The sequence below is a fragment of the Pontibacter liquoris genome (assembly GCF_022758235.1).
GTDB classification, from domain to species: domain Bacteria; phylum Bacteroidota; class Bacteroidia; order Cytophagales; family Hymenobacteraceae; genus Pontibacter; species Pontibacter liquoris.
Genome location: NZ_JALEBG010000001.1, coordinates 2,117,197 through 2,133,296, shown reverse-complemented (window position 1 = coordinate 2,133,296; position 16,100 = coordinate 2,117,197). Strand labels below are relative to the sequence as shown.

Annotated in this window: 13 protein-coding genes; 6 read left to right on the top strand and 7 right to left on the bottom strand. The window is 52.9% G+C overall.

Going from position 1 to position 16,100, the window contains the following annotated elements; genetic code table 11:
• Positions 1-67 precede the first annotated feature (67 nt).
• Genes alaS through LWL52_RS08805 form a run of 3 tightly spaced genes read left to right on the top strand, consistent with a single transcriptional unit; the run spans position 68 to position 5,299 of the window.
• Complete coding sequence (gene alaS, locus LWL52_RS08815; RefSeq protein WP_242918925.1) at positions 68-2,704, top strand: alanine--tRNA ligase; 2,637 nt, start codon at positions 68-70, stop codon at positions 2,702-2,704.
• A 13-nt stretch (positions 2,705-2,717) separates the two neighbouring features.
• Positions 2,718-4,175 carry an Asp-tRNA(Asn)/Glu-tRNA(Gln) amidotransferase subunit GatB gene (gatB, locus tag LWL52_RS08810; protein WP_242918924.1) on the top strand — a complete coding sequence of 486 codons (1,458 nt, stop codon included), beginning with the start codon at positions 2,718-2,720 and terminating at the stop codon, positions 4,173-4,175.
• Between the two features lie 11 nt (positions 4,176-4,186).
• A complete protein-coding gene (locus LWL52_RS08805; protein ID WP_242918923.1) occupies positions 4,187-5,299 on the top strand; it encodes a TlpA disulfide reductase family protein in 1,113 nt (370 codons plus the stop codon).
• Positions 5,300-5,376: 77 nt separating this feature from the next.
• Here LWL52_RS08805 and LWL52_RS08800 read toward each other — a convergent pair whose 3' ends face one another.
• From LWL52_RS08800 to LWL52_RS08790, 3 genes are all read right to left on the bottom strand, one after another.
• Positions 5,377-6,015 carry a hypothetical protein gene (locus LWL52_RS08800; protein WP_242918922.1) on the bottom strand — a complete coding sequence of 213 codons (639 nt, stop codon included), beginning with the start codon at positions 6,013-6,015 and terminating at the stop codon, positions 5,377-5,379.
• Positions 6,016-6,026: 11 nt separating this feature from the next.
• Entirely contained in the window at positions 6,027-6,557 is a 531-nt protein-coding gene (locus tag LWL52_RS08795; protein ID WP_242918921.1) for an acyl-CoA thioesterase, read from the bottom strand.
• 94 nt (positions 6,558-6,651) lie between these two features.
• Positions 6,652-7,311: a protein-L-isoaspartate(D-aspartate) O-methyltransferase gene (locus LWL52_RS08790; protein ID WP_242918920.1), complete on the bottom strand. Its 660-nt coding sequence runs from the start codon at positions 7,309-7,311 to the stop codon at positions 6,652-6,654.
• A gap of 202 nt (positions 7,312-7,513) precedes the next feature.
• Between LWL52_RS08790 and LWL52_RS08785 the strand changes: the two genes are divergently transcribed.
• Together LWL52_RS08785 and LWL52_RS08780 are read left to right on the top strand one after the other, a co-directional pair.
• Positions 7,514-8,098: a riboflavin synthase gene (locus tag LWL52_RS08785; RefSeq protein ID WP_242918918.1), complete on the top strand. Its 585-nt coding sequence runs from the start codon at positions 7,514-7,516 to the stop codon at positions 8,096-8,098.
• Positions 8,099-8,124: 26 nt separating this feature from the next.
• Positions 8,125-8,784, top strand: coding sequence for a TetR/AcrR family transcriptional regulator (locus LWL52_RS08780; RefSeq protein ID WP_242918917.1), 660 nt, complete (start codon positions 8,125-8,127; stop codon positions 8,782-8,784).
• Positions 8,785-8,806: 22 nt separating this feature from the next.
• Here LWL52_RS08780 and LWL52_RS08775 read toward each other — a convergent pair whose 3' ends face one another.
• The 4 genes from LWL52_RS08775 to hemF all read right to left on the bottom strand — a co-directional run bounded on the left by LWL52_RS08775 (position 8,807) and on the right by hemF (position 13,647).
• On the bottom strand, positions 8,807-9,733 hold the full coding sequence (locus tag LWL52_RS08775; RefSeq protein WP_242918916.1) for a DUF4249 domain-containing protein: 927 nt from the start codon (positions 9,731-9,733) through the stop codon (positions 8,807-8,809).
• 2 nt (positions 9,734-9,735) lie between these two features.
• The gene (locus tag LWL52_RS08770) at positions 9,736-12,084 is read right to left on the bottom strand and encodes a TonB-dependent receptor (RefSeq protein ID WP_242918915.1); all 2,349 of its coding nucleotides are present in this window, start codon (positions 12,082-12,084) and stop codon (positions 9,736-9,738) included.
• Positions 12,085-12,169: 85 nt separating this feature from the next.
• Positions 12,170-12,745, bottom strand: a complete 576-nt coding sequence (locus LWL52_RS08765; RefSeq protein ID WP_242918914.1) for a phosphatase PAP2 family protein — start codon at positions 12,743-12,745, stop codon at positions 12,170-12,172.
• A gap of 2 nt (positions 12,746-12,747) precedes the next feature.
• Complete coding sequence (hemF, locus tag LWL52_RS08760; RefSeq protein WP_242918913.1) at positions 12,748-13,647, bottom strand: oxygen-dependent coproporphyrinogen oxidase; 900 nt, start codon at positions 13,645-13,647, stop codon at positions 12,748-12,750.
• 295 nt (positions 13,648-13,942) lie between these two features.
• On the opposite strand from hemF, the gene LWL52_RS08755 reads away from it, so the two are divergent.
• Positions 13,943-16,021 carry an alpha-ketoacid dehydrogenase subunit alpha/beta gene (locus LWL52_RS08755; protein ID WP_242918912.1) on the top strand — a complete coding sequence of 693 codons (2,079 nt, stop codon included), beginning with the start codon at positions 13,943-13,945 and terminating at the stop codon, positions 16,019-16,021.
• Positions 16,022-16,100 lie beyond the last annotated feature (79 nt).

Genomic DNA, 16,100 nt, shown 5'->3' with positions numbered 1-16,100 from the left:
AATTCTATATTTTTTGTTCTTAAACAACAAGTATAGCACTTAGTATCTAAATGCTTAACACTCATACATGAACTCAGCTGAGATTAGACAAAAGTTCCTGGACTTCTTTGCTTCCAAACAGCACCAGATCGTGCCCTCTGCGCCAATTGTAGTAAAAGATGACCCTACCCTGATGTTTATCAACTCGGGCATGGCTCCCTTCAAAGATTATTTTCTGGGCAATAAGCCGGCTCCTTACAAGCGCGTTGCCGACACCCAGAAATGCCTGCGCGTGAGCGGCAAGCACAACGACCTGGAAGAAGTAGGCTACGATACCTACCACCATACGATGTTCGAGATGCTGGGTAACTGGTCGTTTGGGGATTACTTTAAAAAGGATGCGCTGGAATGGTCGTGGGAGTTGCTGACCCAAGTATACAAGCTGCCAAAAGACAGGCTGTATGTGTCAGTTTTCCAGGGTGATGAAAAGGATAACCTGCCGTTGGATCAGGATGCGTTCGATATCTGGAAGTCTATGATCGCGGAAGACCGTATCCTAATGGGTAATAAGAAGGATAACTTCTGGGAAATGGGCGATACCGGTCCGTGCGGTCCGTGCTCTGAGATTCACGTTGATTTGCGTACGGATGAAGAACGCGCGCAGGTGGATGGTAAATCGCTGGTGAACAACGACCACCCGCAGGTAGTGGAGATCTGGAACAACGTGTTCATGGAATTCAACCGCCTGGCCGATGGTTCGCTGGTAAAACTACCTGCGCAGCACGTAGATACCGGCATGGGCTTTGAGCGTTTGTGCATGGCCATCCAGGGCAAGCGCTCTAACTACGATACCGATGTGTTCCAGCCCCTTATCCAGTTTGTGGCAAAGGAAGCCGGCGTAACGTATGGCGCCAATGAAAAGACGGACATTGCCATCCGGGTGATTTCGGATCATATCCGGGCTATTGCCTTTACCATTGCCGACGGCCAGTTGCCGTCCAACAACAAGGCGGGCTATGTGATCCGCCGTATCCTGCGCCGCGCAGTGCGGTACGGGTTTACGTTCCTCGACTTCAAAAAGCCTTTCCTCTATAAACTGGCTGCCGTACTGGCCGACCAGATGGCGCACGTGTTCCCCGAGCTGCTGCAGCAGCTGAGCTTTGTACAGCGCGTGATCGAAGAAGAGGAAAACGCCTTTTTGCGAACACTCGAAAATGGTCTTAAACGCCTGGATGCCCTGGAGGAGACCTTCAGGAAAAATAACAATACCATAGATGGCCGCACGGCTTTCGAACTCTATGATACCTTTGGCTTCCCACTGGATCTGACGGCACTTATCGCCCGTGAAAAAGGGTTGAAGGTAGATGAAGCTGGTTTTGATGTGGAGATGGAGCAGCAGAAGAACCGCTCCCGCAATGCTTCCGCCACTGAGCAGACCGATTGGGTGATCCTGCAGCCGGAGGTGGTCAACGAATTTGTTGGTTACGATGTGGAATCAACAGAATCCCACATTGTGCGCTACCGCCAGGTGAAAACCAAGAACAAGAGCGAGTACCACCTGGTGCTGGACAAAACACCGTTCTACGCCGAAAGCGGCGGCCAGGTAGGTGATACCGGTTACCTGATTTCCGACACGGAACAGATCGAGGTGCTGGACACCAAAAAGGAAAACGACCTGATCCTGCATATCACGGCCAAGCTGCCGCAGCAGGTGGAAGGAACATTTAAAAGCGAGGTAGATGCTGTCCGTCGTAACCTGATCCGCAAGAACCACTCGGCCACGCACCTGCTGCATGCCGCCCTGCGCAAAGTATTGGGTGAACATGTGCAGCAGCGCGGCTCTCTGGTTAACGAGAAGCTGTTGCGCTTTGACTTTTCGCACTTTGCCAAAGTTGAGGAGGCACAGTTGCGCGAGGTAGAGCATATCGTAAATGAGCGTATCCGCCAGGCTATTCCCCTAGAAGAGCAACGCAACGTAGCCATCGGCGATGCCCGCAATATGGGCGCCATGGCCTTGTTTGGAGAGAAGTATGGCGAGTTTGTGCGCGTGATCGCCTTTGACCGGGAACACTCGGTCGAGTTGTGTGGCGGCATTCATGTGCTGAACACAGGTAATATCGGCTACTTTAAAATTGTATCGGAGAGCTCAGTGGCTGCCGGCGTGCGCCGCATCGAAGCCATTACCGCAAGTATGGCCGAGAACTTTGTGCAGCAGCAGCTCAACGAACTGAATGCCGTGCAGGAAGTACTCAACTCGCAGAGCAATGTATCGGGAGCCGTGCAAAAGCTTCAGGACGAGAACAAAGCCCTGCAAAAGCAACTGGAGCAGTATGAACTGAAGCAACTGACAGGCCTGAAAGATACCCTGGCACAAAAAGTGCAGCCATTGGATGGCGTGAACTTTGTGGCAGAGAAAGTAGACGTCAGCAATGCCGATTACCTGAAAAAGCTTGCCTTTGACCTGCGCCAGTCGGTACAAAACCTGGTGCTGGTGCTGGCTGCTGAAATAGACGGGAAGCCCCAAATCGCAGTGATGCTGTCGGATAACCTGGTTTCGGAAAAGAACCTGAATGCCAGCCAGCTGGTGCGCGAGTTGGCCAAAGAGATTAAAGGTGGCGGCGGCGGACAGCCTTTTTATGCAACGGCAGGCGGCAAAGAGTCAGCCGGTTTGCAGGCCATACCAGCCAAAGCACTGGAATTAGTAAAAAACACACTTAAAGCATAAGCTGTTAACGCAGATGGATTCAGCAATCAGAGATAAATACCAGGCCATTATCGGCTTAGAAGTGCACGCCCAGCTCCTGACAGAGAGCAAAGCCTATTCTTCTGACTCGACAGAGTATGGCATGCTCCCTAATACCAACCTGAGCGCCATTACCCTGGGTCACCCGGGCACTTTGCCCAAGGTGAATAAAAAGGTAGTGGAGATGGCCGTGAAAATGGGCGTGGCTACGAACTGCGAGATCACCCGACATAATATTTATGCCCGCAAAAACTACTTTTACCCCGATCTTCCGAAAGGCTACCAGATCACGCAGGATAAAACCCCGATCTGTACTTTTGGCCACCTGGACATAAAAGACGCGGCCGGCAACGACAAACGCATCGGTATTACGCGCATCCACATGGAAGAAGATGCCGGCAAATCGATGCACTTACCTGGCGAAACGGAAACACTCGTGGACTTCAACCGCGCCGGCGTGCCCCTGATCGAGATCGTATCGGAGCCCGATATCCGCGATTCGGTAGAAGCGTTCAATTACCTGACCGAGATCAAGCGCCTGGTCAAATACCTCGACATCTGTGACGGCAACATGGAAGAAGGCTCGCTGCGCTGTGATGCCAACGTATCTGTAATGCTGAAAGACTCCTCCTTGTGGGGCACCAAAGTGGAAGTGAAGAACATGAACTCTTTCCGCAACGTGCAGCGCGCCATCGAGCACGAGATCGAGCGCCAGATCATGGTGCTGGAGAATGGCGGAACAGTGGAAGGCGAAACCCGCAACTTCGATGCCAACACGGGTAATACTACGGCCATGCGTTCCAAGGAAACTCTGAACGATTACCGCTACTTCCCGGAGCCCGACCTGCCGCCGCTGGTGATAGAGCAGGAATGGCTGGAAGGTATAAAAGCCGCCATGCCAAGCCTGCCGCAAGAGCTGTATAAGCGCTTTGTGGAAGTATACGGCCTGCCGGCCTATGATGCCGCTGTGCTGACGGATGCCAAAGAGATTGCCTTATACTTTGAGGAGCTTTGCAAGCATACCACCAACTATAAAGCCGCCTCAAACTGGATAATGGGCCAGGTGAAATCCTACCTGAACGAATTGCAGCTGCACATCCGCGACTTTCCGCTACAGCCGGAACAAATTGCCGGCCTTATTGCTTTAGTAGACGAGAACAAGGTGAGCCACTCGGTGGCGGCCAAACAGGTGTTTCCGTACCTGCTGGAGCATCCGCAACTGAATGCCCTGCAGGTAGCCGAGCAGCAGAACCTGCTGCAGCAATCTGATGCGGGCGAGCTGGCGCAGATTGTGGAGGCCGTGCTGGCCGAAAACCCTGCCAAGGTGGAGGAGTATAAAGCTGGAAAACAGTCGCTGGTGGGGATGTTCATGGGCGAGATCATGAAAAAAACGCAGGGGAAAGCCGATCCGAAAGGGGCAAACAAATTGTTGCGCGAGTACCTCAACGCTTAATGTATAAAGACATGAAATATTCTAAGTTTATCGCATTTGCCGCTGCCACAGCCTTGCTGGCCGCTTGCCAGGGTAATAAATCCACTTCAAACGAAGACGGGTATACGGTACAGGGACACCTGCAGAATGCTGCGGCCGGAAACAAAGTATACCTGCTGGAGCTGGGCGATCAGCAGTTCATTGCCCGCGACACAGCGGAGATCGGTAAGGATGGCTCCTTTACTTTTGAGGGGACGGTGAAAGAGCCGACCATGTACCGCATCACCCTCGATCAACAGAATGGCCTGATGCTGGTACTGGACAACGAAAAGATCAAGCTGGATGCCGATGCCAAAGACATCAACGGTACGGCCAAAATCGAAGGATCGGAAGAGTCGGTTGTTTTTCAGCAGCTCAACAAGCTGGTAAACGAATCCAAAATGCAGCAGATGAAGCTGGAGCAACGTTTCCAGCAGGCTTCAGAAGCCGGACAGGCCGATTCGATGGTAGCCATTCAGCAGGAGTACGCTGCGTTGCAGAAGCAGGTGAAAAACTTTATCGCGCAGCATCCCAAATCGGTGGTAGCGGCCTTCGGTACAGCTACGCTGGTGGATCCGGTGAATGATTTTGCTTTTGCCGACAGTATGGCTACACTGCTCAACAAGAACATCCCCGACTCAAAGTATACCCTGCTGCTAAACGAGCGCCTGAAGCCATACCGCAACACAGCTATCGGGCAGCTGGCCCCGGATATTTCGTTGCCAACGCCGGATGGCGGCACAAAGTCGCTCTCATCTCTGCGCGGCAAGTATGTGCTGGTTGATTTCTGGGCAAGCTGGTGTGGCCCGTGCCGCAAAGAGAACCCGAACGTGGTGAAGATGTATAACAAGTATAAAGGCAAAGGTTTTGAGATCTTTGGCGTGTCGCTGGACCAGTCGAAAGACAAATGGCTGAAAGCGATTGCCGATGACCAGCTTACCTGGCCGCATGTGTCGGACCTGAAGGGTTGGCAAAGCAGCGCGGCGCAGCTCTACAACGTCGATGCCATTCCACAAACCGTGCTCATCGATCCGGACGGCAAGATCATTGCCAAAGGATTGCGTGGCGAAGACCTGGAGCAAAAACTGGCAACCCTGCTCAAGTAGCAGCTGCCAGATATAAAAACAAAAAAGCCTTTCCCATACAGGAAAGGCTTTTTTGTTTTCAGTACTTCTGTTGAGTCCTAAAGGAATACCTGCCGCAGCGCATTCCAAAGGTTCTTTTTATGTTCCACATCATTTTCGAGCATGGCCAGCGATTGGGAAAAGACCACAGGTACGGTTCCGATCTTAACCGGATTGTAGAGCGTGAACTTGTCGTGCGGCTGTTCGGTATCGAGGCGGCTGGCAAAACTGATGACATACTTTACGTCCAGCTTTTGCTGCAAGTCCTCGAAGCGGGCTACCTGCCCTGAAATATTATTCACATACGCTACATCCGCTTTTTGAAGGCCAATGGCATACAGGATCTTTTGCAGGAACTCCAGCTGCGGCAATTTACGGTATGCCTCGTCGGGTAGCGTAACCAGCACCACCACGCCTTTTTGGTTCTCGCCCGAAACTTCAAACAATGGCTTGGCTACCGTTGCCGTTTCCGGCTTCGGCAGTTTCGGTATCACAGGAATTTCAGGCTTTTCGGCGGAGATTTTTACCGGTGCTGCAGGCGCTGCCCTGGCAGTTGGAGTAGAAGGAGCCACAGCCACAGGTTTGTCTGCTTGCGGTGTAGGCATAGCAGCAGCATCCACCGGGACCAGGTATAAGGTCTCGGTCAGAAAATTCATCAGAAAATCGATGCTCAGTTCGTCAGCCTGCAGTCCTGCCATACCTGTGGAAGTTATAATGTTTCGTCGGTAATATCAAAAAAGGTCTTCAGCTCGTCGGCATCGCTCGGTTTCATGCGGCCGGCCAGTACCAGTCGCAGCTGGCGGCGGCGCATAGCGCCCTCATAATGCTCGATCTCTTCGGCTGATTCGGGCACGGCTTCCGGCACATCGATCGGGTTGCCCAGCTGGTCTACTGCCACAAAGGTAAAGTAGGCCTGGTTCGACTTCACTTTCTTGCCGCTCGGAATGTCTTCGGCATACACCACAATATGTACTTCCATCGAGGAGTTGAAAGCGCGTGTAACCTTTGCCTCCAGGGTTACCACGTTGCCCAGTTTTATACTTTCAGCAAACGAAACATTGTCTACGGAGGCCGTAACCACAATGCGGTTCGAGTGTTTCTGTGCGGCAATGGCCGATACAATATCCATCCAATGCATCATGCGGCCACCCATCAGGTTGTGCAGGGTGTTGGTGTCGTTGGGTAACACCAACTCGGTCATGATCACATAAGAATCTTTTACTTTTTTTTGCTTGCGCATCTCTTTAAGCTATAATTATAGCACAAAGATACGCCTCCGCACCCAAAGGATAAAATGCTGCCTGAAAGTAAGCGCACTTATTCTTTATCCCGGGCTATAGTTCGGCGTCCCAGCCAGATTTGCCAAGCAGGGGCACAAACTTGAAATCGGAGAAGGCCTCCTTCGTAAATTCATTTTCCTCCACGCGCGTGATGCGCATCATCTTCTGGCTTTTCTCGTTGCCTACCGGTATCACCAGCACACCGCCTATATTTAGCTGCTGCACCAGACTTCTGGGCACCCCCGGCGCCCCGGCCGTGACAATGATCTTATCATAGGGTGCATGCTGCGGCAAACCCTGTGAGCCGTCGCCGTGGAAAGTATAAGGCCGGAGCCCATTCTTTTTGAAGAACACCAGCGCTTTTTCATACAGGGCCCGGTTATACTCGATGGTATAAACGTGGGGCGTGAGCTGCAGCAGCACGCTGCACTGGTAACCTGAGCCGGTGCCGATCTCCAGCACTTTGTCGGTGGATTTTACCTGCAGCAACTCGGTCTGGAAGGCCACCGTGTAAGGCTGCGAAATAGTCTGCCCTTCGCCGATGGGGAAGGCTTTGTCCTGATAAGCCTGTTCCAGAAAGGCTTTCTCGAAGAAGTAATGCCGGGGTACAGCATCTATGGCCGCCAGAACGCGCTCATCGCGAATGCCTTTGTCGCGCAGCACTTTGATCAGAGCCCGGCGCATACCTTTGTGTCTGTACGAATCGGTTTGCATGTGTTTTATACTTTTTAACGTTCCGGCAGAAACAAGCTAAGACCAGCTACTTATACTTAGTAAAATGGCCGGCTCTGCCGTAGTTGTTTTGCGAAAATAAGCATAGAAGACTGAAAAAACCTGCTATTTCTGAATTTAGACATTCCGGAAGGCAAAATAAAGTATAGAAGCTGTTAAATTTGACTAACAAAAGCAACAAGCCATGTTTACAGGAATCATAGAGGCCTTGGGCCAGGTAACCGCTATTCGGGAAGAGCATACCAACAAGCATATTACGGTGCTCTCGCCCTTTACGCAGCAGCTGCAGATAGACCAGAGCGTAGCCCATAATGGAGTGTGCCTGACGGTGGTGGCGCTAGAAGGGGATATCTATACAGTAACGGCCATTGCTGAGACGCTGCAAAAAACCAACCTGAACGACATGAAAGCCGGTGACCTGGTGAACCTTGAGCGCTGCATGCAGGCCAACGGCCGCTTCGACGGGCATGTGGTGCAGGGCCATGTGGACCAGACGGGCATATGCGAGTCAGTGACTGACGAGAACGGCAGCTGGCTTTTTACCTTTCGTTATGATGCCGGCACGGGCAATATTACCGTCGAGAAAGGCTCCATCTGCGTAAACGGCATCAGCTTGACGGTGGTAAACTCCCAGGAGGACCGCTTTTCAGTAGCCATCATTCCGTATACGTACGAGCATACCAACCTGCAGCATGTAAAGCCTGGTACCAGCGTAAACCTGGAGTTCGACATTATCGGCAAGTACGTGGCGCGGCTGCTGCGCAAGTAAGGCAAGATTAAACTTATCCGTAAAACGTGAGCGAAAGCAAGTTCTACAACGAAAAGCAGATCCACCTGATCGAAACAGCCGAGCGGCTCTTTGCCGTTCAGGGCTATGCGGGTACTTCCATCCGGGATATTGCGCGCGAAGGAAGCGTGAATTCGGCCATGATCTACCACTATTTCGGTTCCAAAGAACTGCTGATGGAAGCTATCCTGGAATACCGCACCTCCAATGTGGCCCGGTTTCTGGACCAGGTGCTGAACCAGGAGCTCACGCCTTCGGAGAAGATCAGCCAGCTGGTCGAACTATATATCGACCGGGCGACCACGCACAAGTATTACTATGCCTTGCTAATACAGGTACAGTTGCTGAGCCGCGATAGTAAGATCACACAATATTTTAATACGTTGCGGGAGCGTAATTTCAGGTTACTGCAAACCATTGTGCGGGCAGGGCAGAAAAAAGGCGTTTTTCAGCCCGATGTAGACCTGACACTGCTCATCAGCACGCTAGCCGGCACGATCAATCACTATGTCCTGAACCTGAACTACTTCCGCAGCATGCATAAGTCCCAGGAAATGACCGAAGAGGCTTACCTGGTCCTGGTTAAAAAGCAACTCAGCACGTATTTGGGTAGCCTGCTGGATAAAACCCTGCTAGTGCAGCCACTCCCAAGTGAAGACCGCTCCTGACCGCTTTCCGCAAAGACAGGTATTATTTTACGATCAAAGTATAATAGCTCACCGCATAACCGCCCCAAATGCCAAAGCCACCTGTGATGTTGGAGCGCACGGTGTTGGGTGAACTGACTGGGCTGCCGTTGTTGCTCTGCTCGGCCTCCAGCGTGCTCCAGAAGCGGTAATGGGGCAAATCGATGGCGGCCCAGCGCACCATGATGGTATCACCTTTTCCGAAGTAGCTGTAGAGGTCCTGGTCTAATTTCACTTGTCCTTTTGGCTCACCGCGGTCCAGCGGAAAGCTGATGCTGCTGCCATTTACCAGTTCATCGTTAAAAACTGACGAAAAGTAGCCAGGATAAAAGGGCTCGCTGTTGCGTTTTGTAAAATAGCGGATGCTGTTGCCCAGCGTATCCGGATCAGTATAGCGGTAGTATAAATTCACCAAGCTGTCCTGCGCCGGATCGGGGTGCGGCACGGTCCAGAGCGAGTCCAGCGGATTGAGTTGCGGAATGGTGGTTGTAGCGGTGAGCACGTGTCCTCCCTGGCTGATGCGCAGCTGGTAGCTGCCACCCAGCTGCCCTTTCAGCTCATCCGAGGTATAGACATAGTATAAAAAGCCGTTCTGGCTGCCGAGCAAAGCGGCCGGAATACCCAGTTGCGCCGATACGGCCTGCATTAACTCCGGAGTGAACGCAGCAGAAGAAACTTCCTGCAGCACATAATCCTGCCCCTGCGAGGTGATGACAACCTGGGCATCATGCACAAAGCTTTTTTGCAGTTCTTCCGGCGAGATAGTTGAAAACACCGGCACTGAGCGCGTCAGAATCACCACCGGCGGCGCGTTCTGCTCGATGTGGCCTTCCACCACCAGTTGCACTTCTCCTTCGGGTAACGTCAGCGTTAAGTTCTGCTCACAGCCTGCCAACAGCAAAAGCACTAAGAGAGAAAGGTAGATTTTCATAGTTACAGCCAGTTAAAGTTCCAGGTAACGGAGGGCAGCGGAAAAGGAATGATCGACACCTTTTTGGCCTGCAGCTTTATGCTGCCGCTGTAAGGTTCGCCTTCGCTATCGATGTAGTATAAAAAAGGATTCTGACGGCCATACACGTTGTAAATAGAAAAGGTCCAGCTCGATTTAAAATATTTATGGTCTTTGCCGGCCAGGGTAGCAGCCAGGTCCAGGCGGTGAAATGGCTGCATCCGGAAGCTGTTGCGCTCACCGTACTGGTATACCACATTGCCTTCTATCAGGTAGCGGCGGGAGGGAAGCGTGGTGGCCTGGCCGGTGCCATACACAAAGGTGCCCCCAAAGGTCCAATGTGCGTTATACTTGTAACTGGCCACCAGCGAGAGGTCGTGGCGGCGGTCGAAGCGCGCCGGGAAGGTATTGCCCGCATTCAGCGCCGGAAACGTACGGGTGGTGCGCGACAGAGTATAGCCCAGCCAGCCCTGCAGGTCGCCAAGGTTTTTACGGACAAAAAGCTCAACGCCATACGAGCGGCCACGGCCGGTCACAAATTCATACTCCAGGTCGCGGTTGCTGGGGCCGGGCACAAAGCCCTCGCGGTACTCGAGCTGGCTTTTCATGGTTTTATAGTATACTTCCACCGAACCCTCATACCTGTTTTCTTTCATACTCCGGAAATAGCCCAGCGCATACTGCGTTGCACGTTGCGGCGCCACCAGCGCCGAACTCGGCACCCATACATCCAGCGGCAGGGTTGTATAAGCATTCGAGACCAGGTGCACGTACTGTGCAGATTGTGTAAAGCCAGCCTTCAGCGAAGCTTGCTTGCTTAGTTCATATTTAAATGCGATGCGTGGTTCCAGCGCCTGGTACTGCTTTACTTTCTCGCCCCGGCCATAGGAGGTAGAGTCTGTTACGAGCTGTTCTGCGTTAAAGCGGTAGAGGGTAAAGGGGCCTGCCTGCCGGAAATAGCTGTTGCGCAACCCCAGGCTCAGCAGCACCTTATCGGTCACATGCCACTCATCTGAGAGATATACGGCTGCTTCGTGCCCATACTTGGCGACGAGCCGGTCCGTGGCGAAATTCTGTCCCTGCTCATTTTGTGCCTCGCCCGTGCGGGGTTGCAGCCGGTGATACGTATACTGCAAGCCATACTGCAGGTGGTGCCGCACATTCGGGGTATAATTCAGGTCCAGGTGCAGGCTTTGATCGCGCACGCCCGTTTGCACCTTAGTATTGAAGCCGCCATAATCCCAGCCGAACTGAAAATCATACTTGCTCAGCACAGCCGACAGGTTCAGGAAAAGTTTATCCGAAAACAGGTGGTTCCAGCGAGCCGTAGCCGTGCCATTGCCCCAGAAAAAGTCGGAGCTGAAACGGCCGTCGGACAGTTTGAGGCTGCCGGCATCGCGCCCATAGTAGCCGCTCAGAAACAAACGGTCTTTAGGCGAGAGGGTATAACTCAGCTTTCCGTTCAGGTCATAAAAATAGAAGGGCACGCCGCCCTGCTCGGTATTTTTAAGGAAGGGGTTAAACAGCACATCCATGTAGGTGCGGCGCCCGGAGAGCAGAAAGGCGGCTTTTTCTTTCACGATTGGCCCCTGCAAGATCAGCCGCGAGGAAATCAGCCCAATGCCGCCTTCCGCTTTATACTTCGAAAGGTCGCCTGATTTCATGCCGATATCCAGCACCGACGAAAGGCGGCCACCATATTTCGCAGGCATACTTCCTTTGATGAGCGTGGTGCTTTCGAGCGCATCTGCGTTAAAGACGGAAAAGAAATTTAGAAGGTGCCCGGGGTTGTATACAGTAGCGCCATCCAGCAGCACCAGATTCTGATCGGCGCCGCCGCCACGCACATAAAAGCCCGTGCTGCCCTCACCACCTGCCTTTACGCCGGGCAGCAGCTGCACGGTTTTAAGGATGTCCTGTTCACCAAAAAGCACGGGCAGGGTTTTAAGGGTCTCCAGGGGGAGTTCCAGCTGCCCCATGGCAGCGGTTTGGGTGAGCGGCGGCTGGCGGGTGGCAGTTACCTCCACTTCCTGCACGCCATAGGTTGTGGCGGAGAGCCGGATATTGCGCTGCTGATCGTTTTGCAATTGCAGCAGCTGCTGCCAGGGCGCATAGCCAATGTAGTTTGCCGTGAGGGTGTAGGAGCCAGCCGGTGCCACAAAAGTATAGTTGCCGCTTACATCGGTTACAGCACCGGTGCCGGGCAGTTCCTTTAGCCCGACGGCAGCGCCAGCCAGGGCTTCGCCGGTAGATGCATCGGTTACGTGCCCGCTCAGCCGGAAACGCTCCTGTGCTGCCGCCGGCCATGCCAGCAGCAGTACAAGGCAAATCAAGAATAAATAAGGTATGATGATGCTTTTGCGCAAACCGTAACGCTCCTTTATAAACAGGAAAAGAACAGCTTTCGCTGCCAAAGGTTTAACGGTAAAAGTAGGGAAATTTGTTCACCAGGTACCTATAGCCAAGCGCCGCCAGATACGCCATCAAAGTGCCCACTAATGCGCCGGCAAGTACGTCTGTCGGGTAATGGACACCCAGGTATACCCGGCTGTAGCAGATCAGCACCGCCCAGGTAACCAGTACGATCTTGAAAAGCAGGTAACGATCCGGTAGCACGAGATTAAAAAATACGGCCAAAGCAAACGTGGTAGCCGCATGCGAGGACATAAAGCCAAACTGCCCGCCACAGCCTTTTACAATGTTGATGACAGCCGCCAGCTCGGGGTCATGGCAGGGACGCAGACGGGTAAAGTATGGCTTGAAAATGCCGGAAGCAATAAAATCCGAAAGCCCGATAGCGGTTAGTACCAGCAGCAGCATGGGAATGCTTTGCCGGCGGTAGCGGAAAACAAGGTACCCGATAATAGCCAGATAAAACGGGATCCAGACCAGTTTCTCCGACATAAAGATCATAAAGCCGTCCCAGAAGGTACTGTGCAGACCATTGATGTAAATGAACAGCTCCTTGTCGAGCTTCTCCAATGCTTCCACCATGCTTACTGCACCCTTAGCCAGTCAATTTCCTTTTTGAGGTAATGCTGCGTTTTTTCTTCTGGGCTGCCGGGCTCCGGAATAAAATTGTATTCCCAGGAAGCCAAACTCGGCAAACTCATCAGAATCGATTCGATGCGTCCTTTGGTGAGCAGCCCGAACTTGGTACCCCGGTCATAGACCAGGTTAAATTCCACGTAGCGGCCGCGGCGCATCAGCTGCCACTGCTTTTCGCGCTCGCCATAAGGCAAATCGCGGTTCTGGTTCATGATCGAAGTATAGAATGGAGCAAAGGCATAGGCTACATCCCGCACAAAGGCAAAGCGCTCGGCTATACTTATCTCGTCGGTAGCCATCAGGCGGTCGAAGAAAATGCCGCCCACACCCCGGGTTTCGTCGCGGTGCTGGTTGTAGAAATAATCATCCGCCCATTTCTTGAACTCGGCATAATAGCTGGGATGATGCCGGTCGCATACTGCCTTCATTTGCTCGTGAAAGGCCTGTGCCTGCGCCAGGTCAACATAAATGGGGGTCAGGTCGATGCCCCCGCCAAACCAGGCCTGGCCATTGCCGCCCTCAAAGTAACGCACATTCATGTGGGTAATGGGCACCATGGGGCTGTGGGGGTGCAGCACCACCGAAACACCTGTTGCAAAGTAGTTGGCATCCGGCATTTCGAGCATCTTCAGAAACTGGGGCGAAAGCTGTCCTTTCACGGCTGAGAAATTCACGCCGCCTTTTTCAAGTACATTGCCGCCCTGTATCACACGCGAGATGCCGCCGCCTTCTTCGGCATGTTCCCAGGTATCGGTACTGAACGTGGCGCCACCATCGCAGCGCTCCAGCGCCTGGCACAAATCGGATTGAAACTGGCGCATAAACGCCTCCACTTCTTCTCTGAACATTTTTTAGACGTTAGATGCTAGACATTAGATAGTAGACAAATGACCAAAGACTTCAGAATAGAACAGCTTTCGTATGTTTCAGGCAACATTCATTGCTATGATAAATCTTACGCCATAGCAAAAAGAGCAAAGGCAAGTATAGCGTAACGAATGCCCGGAACAGAAAGTCCTTTGTCCTGTGTCTTTTGGCTAAGTAGGGGCAAAATTACCGAATTATACCCGTTCTACCGCAGCCCTTCTCGTATTTTAGGAAAAGCCTATTATTTCGTAAATTCGGCCAAAAGAACCAGAACTTATGTCTAAAGATATATTGGAAGCCGTTAAGCTGGACGTCACCCTGCTCCAAAAAGCTTACCGGCTCATGTTTACTGCCAAAACCATGGCAGACACCTACGAAGAAAATAGAACCATCTGCAGCAAGTATGTGCACAGCACCTCGCGGGGACATGAGGCCATTCAGCTGGCCACGGCCTTTCAGCTGCAGCCTTACGATTATGCTTCGCTCTATTACCGCGATGAATCCGTTTTGTTAGGCCTAGGCCTGCAGCCCTATGAACTCATGCTGCAGCTCATGGCCAAGGCCGATGATCCGTTCTCGGGCGGTCGCACCTACTATGGGCATCCGTCCTTAAAGCGCGAAGGTTTCCCCATCATCCCGCACCAGAGTTCGGCCACGGGCATGCAGGCTATTCCGGCAACAGGTATGGCGCACGGCGTGGCGTATCTCGAAAACCAGGGATTGCTAAAGGACGACCAGAAACCGGTGGTGCTTTGCTCCTTAGGCGATGGTTCTGTGACTGAAGGCGAAGTAGCGGAAGCTTTCCAGATGGCGGTGCTCAAAGGCCTGCCCATTGTATACCTGGTGCAGGACAACGACTGGGGTATTTCGGCCACGGGCAAGGAAATGCGTGCCATGGATGCCTACGAGTATGCTGCGGGCTTTAAAGGAATGGAGCGCCTGCGTGTTGACGGCTCCGACTTTATTGAATCGTATGAAGGCATGCGGGTCGCCTTTGCGTATGCGCGGCAGGTCCGCAAACCCATCCTGGTGCACGCCAAAGTGCCTTTGCTGGGCCATCATACTTCGGGAGTGCGCCGGGAGTGGTACCGTGGCGACAACCTGAACCAGCATGCCCTAAACGATCCGCTTCCCAAAATGAAGCAAGCGCTGCTGGAGGCCGATGTTACCGAAGAAAAGATAACCCAGCTGGAGCAGGAAGCTATTCAAACGGTAGCCGAAGACTACACGCGCGCGTTGAATGCCCCGGACCCTGCTCCGGCTACTTACAATCAGCATGAGTTTGCACCCACACCGGTAACCGAAGAAAAAGGGGAGCGAAGCCCGGCCGGCGCCGAACGGACCACGATGGTGGATGCTGCCCTGCACGCAGTGGATGATATTCTGCGCACTTATCCGGAGGCCTTGTTCTACGGCCAGGATGTGGGCGGCGAACTGGGTGGTGTGTTCCGGGAGGCTGCGCTGCTGGCCAGGAAGTATGGCGATGCCCGCGTGTTCAATACCCCGATTCAGGAAGCGTATATTGTGGGTTCCACGGCGGGCATGTCGGCGGTAGGAGCCAAAGCGATTGTGGAGATCCAGTTTGCCGATTATATCTGGCCGGGCATGAACCAGCTGGTGGAAGAGCTTTCGAAAAGTTGCTACCTGTCTAATGGTAAGTTCCCGGTGCAGGCGCTGATCCGGGTGCCGATTGGCGCGTACGGCGGCGGCGGCCCGTATCACTCCGGAAGTATAGAATCCACGCTGCTCACCATCCGGGGCATCAAAGTGGTGTTCCCGAGCAACGCCGCCGATATGAAAGGCCTGATGAAAGCGGCTTTCCTGGACCCTAACCCGGTGGTGATGCTGGAGCACAAAGGCATTTACTGGTCGAAGGTGGCCGGCACAGAGGATGCGAAAACCCTGGAACCCGCTCAGAATTATATCCTGCCGCTCGGCAAAGCTAATATTGTGCAGCAAGCTGATGCAGAGCAAATGCGGTTGGGAAACAGCCTGACTGTGATCACGTACGGTATGGGCGTGTACTGGGCCAAAACTGCGGCAAAGCAATTCCCCGGAAGCATTGAAATTGTGGACCTGCGCACCCTCAACCCGTTGGATTATGAGACAGTCCGCGCTTCGGTGGTGCGCCATGGCAAAGCGCTTGTGCTGACGGAGGAACCGCTGATGAACTCCTTTGCCGAGTCGCTGGCGGGCCGCTTGTCCAAAGACTGTTTCCAGCAGCTTGATGCCCCCATTTATACTTTGGGAGCAGACAACCTGCCGGCCATTCCGCTGAATGTGGAGCTAGAGAAAATGATGCTGCCTAATCCGGAGAAAGTGGCTACAAGTATAGCCGAGCTCCTACAGTATTAAGTAGTCTTTTCCGCGGATTCAACCAATTTAGAAGTATAAAAAAGGAGCCTTACCAGATTGGTAAGGCTCCTTTTTTATG